At 51.8% G+C, this 13,953-nt stretch carries 13 protein-coding genes; 7 read left to right on the top strand and 6 right to left on the bottom strand.

Annotation, left to right across the window (positions count from 1 at the left end; genetic code table 11):
• Positions 1-148: 148 nt before the first annotated feature.
• Entirely contained in the window at positions 149-1,465 is a 1,317-nt protein-coding gene (locus MW898_RS09980) for a 5'-deoxyadenosine deaminase (RefSeq protein ID WP_248906823.1), read from the top strand.
• Between the two features lie 850 nt (positions 1,466-2,315).
• Here MW898_RS09980 and MW898_RS09975 read toward each other — a convergent pair.
• Entirely contained in the window at positions 2,316-2,921 is a 606-nt protein-coding gene (locus MW898_RS09975) for a class I SAM-dependent methyltransferase (protein WP_248906821.1), read from the bottom strand.
• Between the two features lie 58 nt (positions 2,922-2,979).
• Complete coding sequence (locus tag MW898_RS09970; protein ID WP_248906820.1) at positions 2,980-3,339, bottom strand: hypothetical protein; 360 nt, start codon at positions 3,337-3,339, stop codon at positions 2,980-2,982.
• 717 nt (positions 3,340-4,056) lie between these two features.
• On the opposite strand from MW898_RS09970, the gene MW898_RS09965 reads away from it, so the two are divergent.
• The gene (locus MW898_RS09965; RefSeq protein ID WP_248906818.1) at positions 4,057-4,836 is read left to right on the top strand and encodes an IclR family transcriptional regulator; all 780 of its coding nucleotides are present in this window, start codon (positions 4,057-4,059) and stop codon (positions 4,834-4,836) included.
• Between the two features lie 166 nt (positions 4,837-5,002).
• Here MW898_RS09965 and MW898_RS09960 read toward each other — a convergent pair whose 3' ends face one another.
• The gene (locus tag MW898_RS09960) at positions 5,003-6,190 is read right to left on the bottom strand and encodes a S8 family peptidase (protein ID WP_248906816.1); all 1,188 of its coding nucleotides are present in this window, start codon (positions 6,188-6,190) and stop codon (positions 5,003-5,005) included.
• 236 nt (positions 6,191-6,426) lie between these two features.
• Here MW898_RS09960 and MW898_RS09955 point away from each other — a divergent pair, with 236 nt between their 5' ends.
• The gene (locus MW898_RS09955) at positions 6,427-7,143 is read left to right on the top strand and encodes an EthD family reductase (protein WP_248906814.1); all 717 of its coding nucleotides are present in this window, start codon (positions 6,427-6,429) and stop codon (positions 7,141-7,143) included.
• 7 nt (positions 7,144-7,150) lie between these two features.
• Positions 7,151-7,765: an HD domain-containing protein gene (locus MW898_RS09950; RefSeq protein WP_248906812.1), complete on the top strand. Its 615-nt coding sequence runs from the start codon at positions 7,151-7,153 to the stop codon at positions 7,763-7,765.
• A gap of 275 nt (positions 7,766-8,040) precedes the next feature.
• Here MW898_RS09950 and MW898_RS25635 read toward each other — a convergent pair whose 3' ends face one another.
• Positions 8,041-8,172 carry a hypothetical protein gene (locus tag MW898_RS25635; RefSeq protein ID WP_264383041.1) on the bottom strand — a complete coding sequence of 44 codons (132 nt, stop codon included), beginning with the start codon at positions 8,170-8,172 and terminating at the stop codon, positions 8,041-8,043.
• Positions 8,173-8,213: 41 nt separating this feature from the next.
• On the opposite strand from MW898_RS25635, the gene pdhA reads away from it, so the two are divergent.
• Both pdhA and MW898_RS09940 read left to right on the top strand, forming a co-directional pair.
• Positions 8,214-9,374, top strand: coding sequence for a pyruvate dehydrogenase (acetyl-transferring) E1 component subunit alpha (gene pdhA / locus MW898_RS09945; RefSeq protein WP_248906810.1), 1,161 nt, complete (start codon positions 8,214-8,216; stop codon positions 9,372-9,374).
• Positions 9,371-10,393, top strand: coding sequence for an alpha-ketoacid dehydrogenase subunit beta (locus MW898_RS09940; protein ID WP_248906808.1), 1,023 nt, complete (start codon positions 9,371-9,373; stop codon positions 10,391-10,393). Before pdhA ends, MW898_RS09940 begins: the two co-directional genes overlap by 4 nt.
• 195 nt (positions 10,394-10,588) lie before the next feature.
• Here the strand turns inward: MW898_RS09940 and MW898_RS09935 are convergent, their stop codons facing one another.
• Positions 10,589-11,608, bottom strand: coding sequence for an NADP-dependent oxidoreductase (locus MW898_RS09935; RefSeq protein ID WP_248906806.1), 1,020 nt, complete (start codon positions 11,606-11,608; stop codon positions 10,589-10,591).
• Positions 11,609-12,032: 424 nt separating this feature from the next.
• Here MW898_RS09935 and MW898_RS09930 point away from each other — a divergent pair, with 424 nt between their 5' ends.
• The gene (locus MW898_RS09930; protein ID WP_248906804.1) at positions 12,033-12,563 is read left to right on the top strand and encodes a hypothetical protein; all 531 of its coding nucleotides are present in this window, start codon (positions 12,033-12,035) and stop codon (positions 12,561-12,563) included.
• Between the two features lie 292 nt (positions 12,564-12,855).
• Here the strand turns inward: MW898_RS09930 and MW898_RS09925 are convergent, their stop codons facing one another.
• Positions 12,856-13,473, bottom strand: a complete 618-nt coding sequence (locus MW898_RS09925) for a methyltransferase domain-containing protein (protein WP_248906801.1) — start codon at positions 13,471-13,473, stop codon at positions 12,856-12,858.
• Positions 13,474-13,953 lie beyond the last annotated feature (480 nt).

Here is a 13,953-nt window from a genome sequence, read left to right as displayed (position 1 = left end):
TTATGTCTACTCACTCGAATATAGGGATATAGTATTGTACTACTGATGTTTCAGTTATGGCCGATCCCTGTTTCTCAGACTATAACGTGGAGCAACGGCAGCGCTCCGTGGGGAAAACCATATTACGGTGGAGAGCACAGTCAGAGACATGTTGCTCGTAGGTACGGTTGTCGTGGATTCGTCCACGGTCATCCACGACGGGGCAGTCGTCGTGGAAGGTTCAACTATCGAGAGCGTGGGTGAACGTGCGGATATCATCGAACGGTATCCGGACCACGAGCGAGCGGAGTACGATGTTCTCCTACCGGGACTTGTTGGGGGGCATATTCACTCGGTACAGAGTCTTGGGCGTGGGATTGCTGATGATACTGAACTGCTCGACTGGCTGTTCGATTACATCCTTCCGATGGAAGCTTCGCTGTCAGCTGATGAGATGGAGCTGGCCGCAAAACTCGGCTATCTAGAGTTGATCGAAAGCGGGACGACGACGTGCATTGATCACCTCTCTGTCGCCCACGCAGACCGTGCCTTCGAGGCTGCTGGTGAGCTCGGTATTCGCGGGGTTCTTGGGAAGGTACTCATGGACAAAAATGCACCAGATGAGCTTCTCGAAGACACCGACACGGGGATCAACGAGACTGAACGGCTCATTCGAGCGTATCACGACTCGTTCGACGGTCGCCTTCGATACGCAGTGACGCCGCGGTTTGCAGTCTCGTGTACAGAAGACTGTCTTCGAAGCGCGCGAGCGATTGCTGATAAGTACGACGGTGTTCGGATTCATACACACGCAAGCGAGAACCGCGACGAAATTGCAAAAGTGAAGGAGAGCACTGGAAAGCGTAACATTCACTGGCTGGACGAGGTCGGACTCACGGGTGAAGATGTCGTGCTCGCACACTGTGTCTGGACCGATGAGAGCGAGCGCGAGGTGCTCGCTGAGACAGGAACGAACGTGACTTACTGCCCGTCGTCGAATATGAAACTGGCTAGTGGAATTGCCCCGATTCTGGACTATCTCGATCGCGGTATCAACGTTGCCCTTGGAAACGACGGTCCACCGTGTAATAACACACTCGACCCGTTCACCGAAATGAGGCAGGCCAGCCTCCTCCAAAAAGTTGAGCACCTCGATCCGACGGCGACACCGGCGAGCGCGATCTTCGATATGGCAACGATTAATGGGGCAGCAGCGGCAGGCATCGATCGCGTCGGTGCGTTACGAGAGGGCTGGCGTGCAGATATAATCGGGCTCCGAACGGATATTACCCGAGCGACACCACTCCACGATGTGTTGTCCCATCTCGTGTTCGCCGCGCGTGGTGACGATGTGCAGTTTACGATGGTCGACGGACGCGTGCTCATGGAGAACGGTACCGTCACGTGTGTTGATGCCGACGCCATCCGTGAGGAAACCACCGAGATTAGTTCTAACTTGGACATCAAACAGTCCGTCACCTACTAAGCGAGTGAATTGATCTATCGGCTTTTTGTTGCGTTGATACTGTGGATGTTGTATGCTCTTGTGCCTTTCATTCTACACTATACCACCTTCTTCCTTCCGTGAGTACTAATCTACATTTCGAACCTGTGACGATTGAGTGAATGGTATCGAATGTACTGTGAGATCGTTACAGTGGTACCATTGTAATAGACGCTCGGTTGATTGGAATCAGTACTTCGATTCGGACGCACATTGGAACAGCTGTCAATGGTACGGTCGCATTGACAGCACATGTGTAGTTCGACGATAGTCGTACCATAGAAAATCCCAGTAAGGAACTCTCAGAGTTCATTGATGTCGATAGGAGAGGATACACTACTGACGACATGCAGAGATCTCATCGCTGAAGCAAGGTCACAGCGACGGTATGAGTAATGATCGAACAAAGATAATTACATCTTCTTCAGCTGTATATACAACAAGGAACAAAAAATGAATCACCTACTGATTGCAAGCATTAACTAGTACCACCGCTCTTTCTATTTGTCCGCAGTACTATTTTACAGACAGCTTTTGTCTCTTGATCACAGAACCGACTCACGCAGCCGATCTCAACACTCACAAACAGTACCACAGCTACCGACGTTCCGTGAATAGGTTAGCAGTACAATAGCAAAGAATGATAATTCGATCTCATTCACCATCAATTTCTTCTGGAAAAACAGACGTGCACTATCTAATCATTTCCATCTGTAGTGTGCATCTTATCAAGTGATGTTACAGAGCGAGCAATTAGATGTTGCACACCGTCTGCCGATTAGCGCTGACTAGATCGCTCTATCGATACAACGCTACGGGTGAGTATTCTCCATCAAATTCTTGAAATCACGTAGAGTGTATCATCATTCTCGTCGATCTGGACGTCTTCGAAGCCCGCCTTAGAGAGAACACTTACCAGTTCGTCACGCGATTGGTGAGCATGCGAAGTAAACGCGAGCGCAATTGTTCCCCCCGGCTTCAGAACGCGTCGCATCTCTTCGAGTCCTGCGCACGCGTCGGGCCAGAGTTGCATCGAGTTGATCGAAAACGCCCGATCGAACCTGTCGTCTTCGTAGGGTAGATCAGCAGCAGCACCGTATTGGAGTTCGACTGATCCCGTCTCGATAGCAGCTGCATTCCGATCGTGTGCCATCTCGACCATCGGACGGGAATAATCAACTCCTGCAACGAATCCTTCCGAGGCTACTGTCGAGGCAATCTGAATGCCATCCCCTGGTCCGAATCCAACTTCGAGAACGTGATCGGTTGGCCGAATCGACAGCAGTTCTACCACCCGCTCGATCGTGTCGGTTTTTCTACCAGCCATCATCCGGCCTCCAAGCCGACCCAACAGACCAGTCGGACGCCCGAAGATCGGATAGAGGATGGATTCTAAGCGAGTCATCCCATCCGGCTTCGTGTTTGAATCGTTTGTCATGGCGCAACGTGTCTCTGTGTAGTCTGTACACGGTCTGTGGAGCTCTGGCTCGCTTTTTTCATACGTGGCTCCGTGATGCACGATATTGGCCATGAGAGACACCAACAGTGAGGACTGCGATTCCGAACACGAAATACACGATGAGCCCAATCTGTAGCGCGTGCTGGGGCATCGCAGCGAGGTATCCACCGAGAGCATACAGCCCATAAATTAGTGAAAACGCAATCACTACCTTCTTCATCTCCTGTCTCGGCTCGTGCGTAATTCCAATGATCGCGATCAGACTACCGAACACGAAGAAAATGACGAGATTCATCATCACCGCATACCGGGGCATTGGACTGAGAAAGCTGCTGACAGCAAAGAGTCCGTAGACAAGCGCGAGCGCAACGACCGTCCATCGGAGATTGAGTCGCATATACAAATGAGCGGGGTGCTATTATATGGTTGTGCTGCCGAAAACGTTCGGCCTTTCAATGAACGCTGGATTTGGATTGGTGGCGTACTCCTGAAGGCCATTACGTCTTGAACACTCATCTTTCACGCTGGACGCGGATATCAACAGGCACGCTGTCTTCGAGAAGACTGTCTGTCTATTCACAGTTCTCGGTACTGTGGCGATCTCTATCTTCTAACGATAAAGTCACAGATTTTAAATCTATCTCTCAGATCTCCAACTGTGTATTAGACTAAATCTCAGAACTCCTTTGAGATCTACCTCAGTATGCGTCGGTTTGAATACGCCATTGTTGTTCAGTCTGCGCCGTGCAGCGGCGCAAATCCACAGCCGGTACATTGACTCGTTCCTTGCTCGGAGACGATGCGTGCTTCACACTTTGGACAGTCGAAATCCATTGGTCATCTACAACCATTCGACGATATATAATGGTTTCCTCGACGATTGTCGTGTGATAAATTCCTATCATATTGTATGATATTTATTTACCTCTCAAATACAGATGGCGACGTGGTAGGGGCGCTGTCGAAGATATGATACAAAAGTGATACTATTTATTAATACTATTTGAGATCATCCTATCTACTTGGATATAGCACGAACGTCGAGAACCGGCCGGATCGGTGTCTCTGTGGCTATCCCAACAAGAACTATACCGACAATCCCTCTACTCGAACCATGCCCGAAAACGACGGACCGAATCGCGCGGTCACGACGACAGAGACATCTATCCGGATTCTCGAACTTCTCAAGGCTTCTCGCGGTCTCACACTCGCAGAGATCACGAGCGAGTTGGCTGTCGCTCGGAGCACAATCCACCGCCATCTTCTCACTCTCGAAAACAACGACCTCGTTGTCCGAGATAATGGGACCTTCTACATCGGGCTTCGGTTTCTCGATTTCGGCATCTGTGCCAGAGATCAGACTGAATTTTTCAACGTTGCCCGCGAACCCGTTGACAGATTAGCAGAAGAGACCGGAGAGAAGATCTGGCTCGTTGCAAAGGAGGGTGACTTCAGTGTTCATCTCTACAAGGCCTATGGTGATAACCCGCTCAAAACGTCCGCAAGAATCGGACAGCGACGCCATCTCCATCAGTTGGCAGCCGGAAAGGCCATTCTCGCATCTCTCCCCGAGGACGAACGCCGGTCGATCATCGAACGCCGAGGGCTTCCCGAAAAGACAGAGAACACAGTCACCAATCGAGAGGATCTGTTCGAGGAGATCGATTCCATCGCTGACCGTGGCTATGCGTTTAACATTGGTGAATCTATCACCGGATTGAACGCGGTCGGGGCGGCGATCCGAGGCGAAGATGGGTATCCACTCGGCAGTATCAGCATCTCTGGTCCTGCGAACCGGGTCAAAGGCGAACTTCTTCGAGAGCAACTTCCTGACACGCTGCTCGCAGTAATCGATGAAATTCACATCCATCTTCGATACTCATCGAACCTCTGATTACTTCACTTTATTTGGAATTTCAACCGCCGCTGTCACAATGGCTTTGATCTGGCGACATCTTCGTCGAATCATTGCATGTGCATCTCTCGTTTTAAGAACAGTCTGGTAGCCCGACAGTGGGTGGGATAAGGCGTACGCCGACCGCACCGTCACTGCTGTCGCTTTATGGTGGAGTGGTAACAGCGTTACCAGCATCGACGAGGCCGCTTCCTTGCTCATCTTCTGGGATACCGACATTAACTGTGGTATCTTTGAGATGAGCCCGGAGTTCGCTGTTCGTGAGATCCCACTGCGAAAGTGTCAATCCTGCAACACCAGACACCACCGATGCCGCCATCGATGTGCCCGATCGCACCTCGTAGTCGCTGCCTGGAACCGTTGACAGTACGTTCGTTCCGGGTGCGGCCAGTTCAATCGCTTCTCCGTAATTCGAATACGAAGCCAGTGTCCTGTCGGAATCGAGCGCCGATACTGCTAGACACTTACTGTTCGCTGCTGGATACGCTACCTCCGATGAAGCGCTACCACCTGCGGCGGCGATAGGTAGTGCACCGTTGTCGACAGCGTAAGCGAGTGCTTGGTCCATCGTTTGGGATGGACCTCCACCACCCAAGGAGAGGTTGATCACATCTGCCCCTTGGTCGGCAGCCCACTGGATTCCGTCAGCGATGTCGCTGATCGCTCCTGAACCCATTTCATCGAGTGCTCGCACAGAGAGGAGTGTTGAGTTGCCAATTCCTGCGATACCAGTCCCGTTGTCGACGCCAGCGGCCGCAATTCCTGCGATGTGTGATCCATGACTTTCATCGCTCGTGTCTGGAGCTGGATCGCTATCGTCATCGACGAAATCATGGCCCGGATCACTGCGCGCGTTACCCTGAAGATCAGGGTGACCGTATGCGACTCCCTGATCGATCACGGCAATCGTGACATCGCTGTCACCGAGTGTCTCGTCCCACGCAGCTGGTGTGTTTATCATCTGGTGGATGTTCTGATTGCTGTACAGAGGATCATTCGGCTCGTACAATGCCCGGTGAGTCCCGTTCGGCTCGACGTAGCTCACTGGCCCTTGTTCCATTGAAGCTTGTTTTAGGGCAGTATACACCTGAGAGCTACTCTGCTCGGGAAACTCGACAGCAACGTATCCGAGAGTGTCGTTCTCGTGTACAATGCGCGTCCCATTCGGAAGGTATGGCGTGACTACTGTATGCGGACGTTCTGTCGTCGCACTCGTACCGACTAACAGCTCCACGCTCGATCCTGACTCACGCTCGGGCACCGCTGATGCGAATCCAGTGAATCCAGCAATCCCTGCGAAACCGCTCAATTGTAGAAATGTCCGCCGATTCATGCTATCTTTCTCTCGCATACCCAACAAAAGGATATCATAGCGCAATATAAAATTTTTCTATTTTTTACCTATACAATTTTTAATAATATATGGCGGTTCAATTCCATGTTTGGTGTGGTCGTACCGTGGGCATTGAGGATAGTGAAAGAACTTCATCATTGCACTGTGAGGAATTCACATCCAGTGATCGTGGTGTCCCCATGTTTTATCTAAGATGTGCACTATTGATTGTTTGAATGTACAAGCATGTGGCCCTTCTCGTTCGTAAGGGTGATCTGACACACGAGGCGTTTCTCGATCACTGGCACACCACCCACACGCCGATTGCCCGCGAAATCGAAGGTGTTGTCCGCTACCATCAGGTCTTACCGATCGATTCAGAAGCAGCCGAATTCGACGGTATTGCAGAGCTTTATTTCGAGGAGTTAGACGCGCTGTACGACGCGCTCGGTAGTGAGGGGTCACGCGATTACGATCCAGAGAAAGGGATGGCGAAGAAAGCTCGTAAAGATGTAGACAATTTCCTCGACATCGAGCGCCGTCCGCGCTTCATCGGTGAAGAGACAGTCGAACTGGATTCTGTCGACGGGGACACCGACGAGCTGTACAAACACTCCGCGTTTCTCGTCCGGAAGGATGGTCTGAGTCACGAGGAGTTTCTCGATCACTGGGCAAACGAGCACGTTCCCCTCGCACGGGAAATCCCCGGTGTTGTTCGCTATACTCGCGTCACACCGACCGACCCCGCACACGCCGAGTTCGACGGTGTTGCGGAGTTGTATTTCGAAAGCCTCGATGCGCTTCGAGCTGGTCTCGGTCACGAATCCTCCCGTGATTACGACCCTGATCACCCGAAGGCAGCCGCACCGAGAGAAGACGTGGATAACTTCCTCGCGATCGATGACCGTCCACGATTCGTTGGACAAGAACACGTCATCAAAGATGAGCTCTGAATGAAACATGCCTCAAACGAGTACACCCCCTTATGCATCACAAGTGAGGGATGCGTACCCCGAACTTGACCACATCGAGAGTGAGACCCTCCGCGAGCGAGTGATCGAAGCGTGGGTGCTTGGCCTGCAACGTGGTGGATGGCAGGACATCGAGGATATCCCGTACGCGTGGAACATTCACGATGTGAGCAACGTCGAGCACGTTCGTGGAGTGACGAAAATAGCCCTCGCAGCCGTCGAAGTTCAACGCGAGCTTCACGGTGCCGACCCCGACACGGATGTCGTCGTCGCTGCGTGCCTCCTGCACGATGTCGGAAAGTGTTATGAGTACACCGACCACGTTGATGATGGTCCCCTCGTTGAACCAGACCGCGACACGTACGCTACCGAAGTGATCCCACACTCAATCTCCGGATACGCGCTCGCGCACGAAGTTGGATGTCCGATAGCAGTTCAACGAGCGATTCCCCATTTTCTCGGCGAGATACCCCAGCGAACGCTTGAGGCCGAGCTCGTCAAAAGCGCAAACTCGGCGTCTTCGAACGCGATCACGCAGGCCGCGATGGGTATTACCTTAGAAGCGTGGATCCGAAAGTATAGCCAGACACAAGACAGCCAGTAGGCTGCTGTCCAAGAAAACAAGACGATACTAGATCTGTATGTACCGTTTCCACGGTGTCGTCCACGGATTCGAAATATTCTGATTGATTGTTACTCCATGTGAACTCAAACCACGCAATCATTAAGTATCGACCCACACATTATTCAGACATGGCTTCCGCCAGTAAATCAGCGACTCGCGCGGCTACTCAGCCAGTTCGGTGTACCGATACCGAGTTCAGCGTAGTCACCACAACAGCGACACTGGTGGAATGTTTCGTTACGCGGTTCGTACTATCAAAACGCGCATCCTGTGCGCGCTGCTGGCGTTCGAAACAGCACAACTGTGACGTTCGAACGACCCAGTAAATCGATCTTCGGCCCGAGGTACTGCAATCGCCCCTCTTCGCTGAGGCGACGACTAGTCATCAATCTACAGCCAGACGAACACAAAGCAAACAGCCGAAACCATGAGTACGCAAGACGAAACCGACCCTAGTATCGCGGAGATACAGCCCGATTCAAATATCGAGAGCGAGTTCGATCAGGTGTTTCGCATTCTGGACGACGACGGACATCTCCTTCCAGGCGTCGATCCGGGACTGTCCGGTGACAAACGGTTGGCGATGTACGAAGACATCAAACTCGCCCGACACTTCGACCAGCGAGCAATCAGTCTCCAGCGTCAAGGACGCATCGCAACGTATGCTCCGATGACGGGACAAGAAGGATCGCAGGTTGCAACCAGCTACGCGCTTGATGAGCAGGATTGGCTATTCCCAACATACCGTGAACACGCCGCGAAATACGTACACGGCGTCGACCTGCCGTCACTTCTGACGGCACTGCTTGGTTATCGAGAGGGATACGCCGTCCCAGAGGGTGTAAACGTTATGCCCGAATACATTCCCATCGCCACGCAAGTGCCGCACGCAATGGGCATGGCGTGGGGGTATACGCTCCAAGGCAAGGACGACAGAGCAGTGCTGTGTCATCTCGGTGACGGCGCGACCAGTGAAGGCGATTTTCACGAGGGACTGAACTTTGCGGGTGTCTTCGATGTTCCATCGGTATTCGTTTGTAACAACAACCAGTGGGCAATCTCTGTTCCTCGTGAACGACAGACTGCCAGCGAAACCATCGCACAGAAGGCCCAGTCGTACGGCATCGAAGGAATACGGGTCGACGGTCTCGATCCGCTTGCTGTCTACGTGGTCACCAGAGAAGCCATTCGGAAGGCGAAAAACCCTGTTGACGGCGAGCGACGACCAACACTCATTGAATCGGTGCAGTATCGGTACGGAGCGCACACGACGTCTGACGACCCCAGCGTCTACCGAGACGAAGCAGACGCTGATAAGTGGCGAAAGCGCGATCCACTCAAACGGCTCGAAAACCACCTCTATCAAACGGGGCTCCTCGATTCCGAGCGCGAAGCCGAGATTCAAGCCCGAATCGAAGAGCAGGTTGCGACAGCTATCGAGACGGCCGAGGCGGTCGAAGCTGCACCTGAACAGATATTCGAGCACGTCTATCAGGAGACCCCCGACCGCCTTCAAGCGCAGATGGACGAACTGAACGAACTCCGAAAGAAGTACGGAGAGGGTGCATTCTCCGGTGTCTTAGAATGAGTACGGATTCGATCAACGATCATCCATCGAACGGTGAAGTCCAGCAGCTCACGTTAGTTGAAGCCATCACAGACGGTCTATCGACCGAGATGAACCGTGACGAGAGCATCATCGTCCTTGGTGAGGACGTTGGTGTGAACGGTGGTGTGTTCCGCGCAACAGACGGTCTGTACGAGGAATTCGGCGGTGACCGCGTTGTGGATACACCGCTTGCCGAGTCCGGTATCGTAGGATCGGCTATCGGTCTTGCTCTGTCCGGACTGAAGCCGATCCCAGAGATGCAGTTCATGGGATTCATGTATCCCGCATTCGATCAGCTCGTCAGTCACGCTGCTCGGATTCGCAGCCGGAGCCAAGGTCAGTACTCCTGTCAGATGGTCGTTCGAGCGCCGTACGGCGGCGGAATTCGTGCTCCCGAACATCATTCTGAGTCGAAAGAGGCATTCTTCGTTCACGAACCTGGACTCAAAGTCGTCGCGCCGAGTACGCCCGCAGACGCAAAAGGACTGCTGACAGCATCAATTCGGGATCCGGATCCAGTCATCTTCCTTGAGCCAAAGCTCATCTACCGTGCCTTTCGGCAGGACGTTCCCACTGGAGCATACAAGGTACCGCTTGGAAGTGCGTCCGTGCGTCGGACTGGATCGGATGTCTCTGTTTACACGTGGGGTGCGATGACTCAGCCGGCGCTTATTGCAGCCGATCATCTCTCGGATGAGAAGGGAATCGAGACTGAAGTCATCGACCTTCGAACGCTCTCCCCGCTCGATGTCGAAACGATTGTCGAGTCGTTCAAAAAAACCGGACGTGCTGCGATCGTCCACGAAGCTCCGAAAACGGCGGGACTCGGTGCTGAAATCAGTACGATAATCCAAGAAGAGGCCCTCGTCTATCAAGAGGCACCAATTCAGCGAATCACTGGGTTCGATGCCCCGATGCCGCTCCACGCTCTCGAAGGATATTATCTTCCACAGGCGGTTCGAATTCAGGAAGGTATCCTCGATGCAGTCGAATTCTAAGACCAGTTCATCGACCCCCGGTGTTCATTGCACGAAGTATCGATGGAGCTCCAGCAGTAGCTAAACTGAACCAAAATCCGAATAACTTGGATGTATGTCTGTCTTCTCCCTCTCGTCGATAGTGCCATCTGACCGTGATGGCTCCCCGAGATCGAATGCGATAATAATAAGACGCGGTTGTGAGTTGACGCTTCGTTATTCGTCGGGATCTGTGACCTTGACGAGTTGCTTTCCGATGTTTTCGCCTTCAAACAGACCGAGGAACGCGTCTGGCGCGTTTTCGAGGCCCTCCGTAACCGTCTCACGGTACGTCAGATCACCGTTTGCGACCCACTCACCGAGACGTTGGGTTGCCTCCTGAAATCGAGGGGCGTAATCACTGACGATGAACCCGCTGACCGTCGCGCGCAATGGGAGTATCTGTGGGAGTTTCCGCGGGCCGGTTGGCACACTTTCGTCGTTGTAATGGGCGATCTGTCCGCAGATCGCAACCCGAGCATCGGTGTTGAGATTCGTGAATACGGCGTCGGTGATCGGTCCACCCACATTATCGAAATAGACATCGACACCATCGGGAGCGACAGTATCGAGTGCATCGCGGTAATTCTCCGTCTCCTTGTAGTTAATGGCGGCATCGATTCCGAGATCTTCTTCGAGATAGTCGATCTTTGTGTCGCTCCCTGCGAATCCGACGACTCGACATCCGTTGAGTGAGGCAATTTGGCAGACCGTCGATCCGACTGCACCTGCGGCCCCAGAGACGACAACAGTGTCACCTGGCTTGGGAGGTGCCTCTTCGAGCAGTCCGAAATAGGCGGTTCGGCCGGGCATTCCGAGGATGCCAAGATACGTCGAAAGCGGCGCGAGATCGGGATCGACCGGGTGAAGATCGTCGCCGTCTGTGACTGTGTAGTCCGCCCAGTCGAGTTCGCCAGTAACGTAATCGCCCTCGCTCAAACGTTCGTAGTTGGAGTCGACGACGCGACCGATGACAGCCGCCTTCAGTGGATCGCCGACGTCCCATGGCTCAGCATACGACTCCCTGTCGCGCATCCGTCCGCGCATGTACGGATCAACCGAGAGATACACGGTACGAACGAGTACCTGCCGTTCTCCCGGATCGGGGACAGCGTTCTCCTCGAGTTCGAATACGTCCTTTCCGGGAACGCCTTCGGGCCGCTTTGCAAACACGTATCGTCTGTTTGATTCGCGCATGCGTATTTTTCGGGCGGCAATCACTATGACCCCTCGAAACCGGGGAACATGACCGGAATCACAACCCACCCCTGACCCATGAGTGGACCGAGAACTTTGTGAGGATTCTCGGTGATTTTCGACTTCGGTATTACACCGGTACCTCTGTAATAACGCTTGACACACGTCCGTTCTGATTTTATGTCGAAAACTAAACTATAGTATTAACAGTGGAATACAAGGACATTTTTAACTTTTGCTTCACAACGATCTAACCAATACTAACAAAGATAGTATAGTTGGATAGTTGAGTATAGAGCGCTATCCCGGCTCTCTAGATGGTATATAGAAATTGATATCTAAAAAACATAATATCTCAATTATATACTAGGAATTCTCATGCTCTAGAGTAATATTGTATATCCTCTAATCAGATCTGTCAAATATGGCTGCATCATATGGGGGTTTTATCCAGGTGAAGACTGATAATGAATTACACGATAACAGGAATATGCGGCGTCGTAGTTTGTTACAAACCGTCTTCGGATCTTCGGTATTGCTGAGCGGTTGGTCGGTAGTAACGATCTCTAGTGATCAGTTGTCATCGGATCTATCAACGGAGCTCACTATCCTCTCCCAACAGCCAGAAAAACCAATCAACAACAAGCCAATAATAACTACTGACAAAGAGGAAAACAGTGTGATCATTACGGGGAAGATGTGGCAAGGCAGCCCGTGTGAAGAGGTAAAACTGACTGACATATCACTCGATCAGGCAAGCGATGAACTCAGAATCACGGTAGCATCTGTGCAGAAAAAAACCCCCGTCTGGATGACTAGCTGTCAGACATCGCTCGGAGCTGTACAGTATCGGTTGGTCGTACGTTTCGACACGAACTTTCCAACGATTGCGAAGGTAACCGAACAACCACCAGACGGTTTTGAGGCACAAACCACTGTCACAACGTTGGGGTAACGAGAGATCTACCACTAGATGACGGCACCGTTCTGATACTCATTTACTGTAATTAATATATCACGAATCGATGAAACGTTCATCGGATTGTGCAGGTCGAGATTGAGTTGGAGAGTGATCTCGTGCCGAATAATCTCTATCCCACTTTCGATTTGTCGGACACTTCAGTTTGTTCTCTGTCTTAGAACGAGCAGATTCGTTTTAGAAGGACGGCATATGTCTACATAATCAGCCGGAATCGGCCAGCCACAGAGTCGGTCTGTCTGGATTGTTTCGGGAAACAGCAATCTCATTAGTTCGACACTGGATTGCGATAGATTACCTCGACTGCGGCGTGCTGGTGTGGTTCGCTACCGGAGTCATCATCGAAAACCAGCTTCTCAGTATAGAGGCAATCCCAGTTCTCATAGTACTGGTCCAGTTCGGATTCCTCGTAGTAATATTCGTTCTTACCCCAGTCGGGAGCAGGCGGGATGTCGTCTCGGTCCACGAACGCGAAGAGTGCATGAATGCCACCGGAGCATGTTTGAGTTTGGAAATGTTGGAACTGATTGGACCGATTCTCAGGACGGAGATACTGAATTGTTCCTATCGAGTAGAATAGGTCGATCGACGTGGCGAGTTGGAGCGTATTGATATCTGCCTGAGAAACGTCGATTTCGACACCGATTTCCTCAGCTAGTTGTTTGGCCTTTTCGAGTCCGTTTGGTGCGATGTCAATGGCTGTAACGTCTATTCCTTGATCGGCAAGATAGACGGAATCCCGACCTTCACCAGCTCCTACGTCGATTGCTGTCAGACTCTCTCGGCTAGGAGTGTAGTCGACGGCTCGCTTAACGAGTTCGTTCGGTTCTTTGCCCCAATAGTATCCCTCCTGAGCGTAGATTTGTTGTAGTTCGTCGTATTGCATCTATACTGCTATCTCCTCCGAACGTTTGTAATCGTCATCATATGAGTTATACTGTTGACTGATAGATGTTCTGCGGGACAGTTTTACTATACGGAATAGCTTCGGGTTCTATTCTACAGTAGAGATCCGGGACAGACACGAAGTGAAACGTTTCTGAATAGAGTGTGATTTCGAGTTCCACTTGGAACGTCTCTGTCTGAACACCGCGACTTGGGTTAGATAAATCGAATTCCACAGAGGAATTACGGTGAGATCGATTAGCGAAAAGCTGTGAATAGTGACCAAAGACTTGACCCAGGCGTCTCATATTAGCACCCTCTGACTCTCATACCCCTGTTTTGAATTTAGCCTTTCCAGTACGCGTCCGACTCAGAACAGGCCATTTCATATATCGGAATATGATTTATGAGGCCTGCTGGGTGTTCAGATCCGTTGTCTTCCTACAGTCGGAGACGACACACCAGTGTCTCCGACTGAATA

The organism is Halocatena marina (assembly GCF_023276375.1).
GTDB lineage: Archaea > Halobacteriota > Halobacteria > Halobacteriales > Haloarculaceae > Halocatena > Halocatena marina.
Note: the sequence above shows the minus strand (reverse complement) of the source record. Positions and strands in the feature narration are given on the sequence as shown.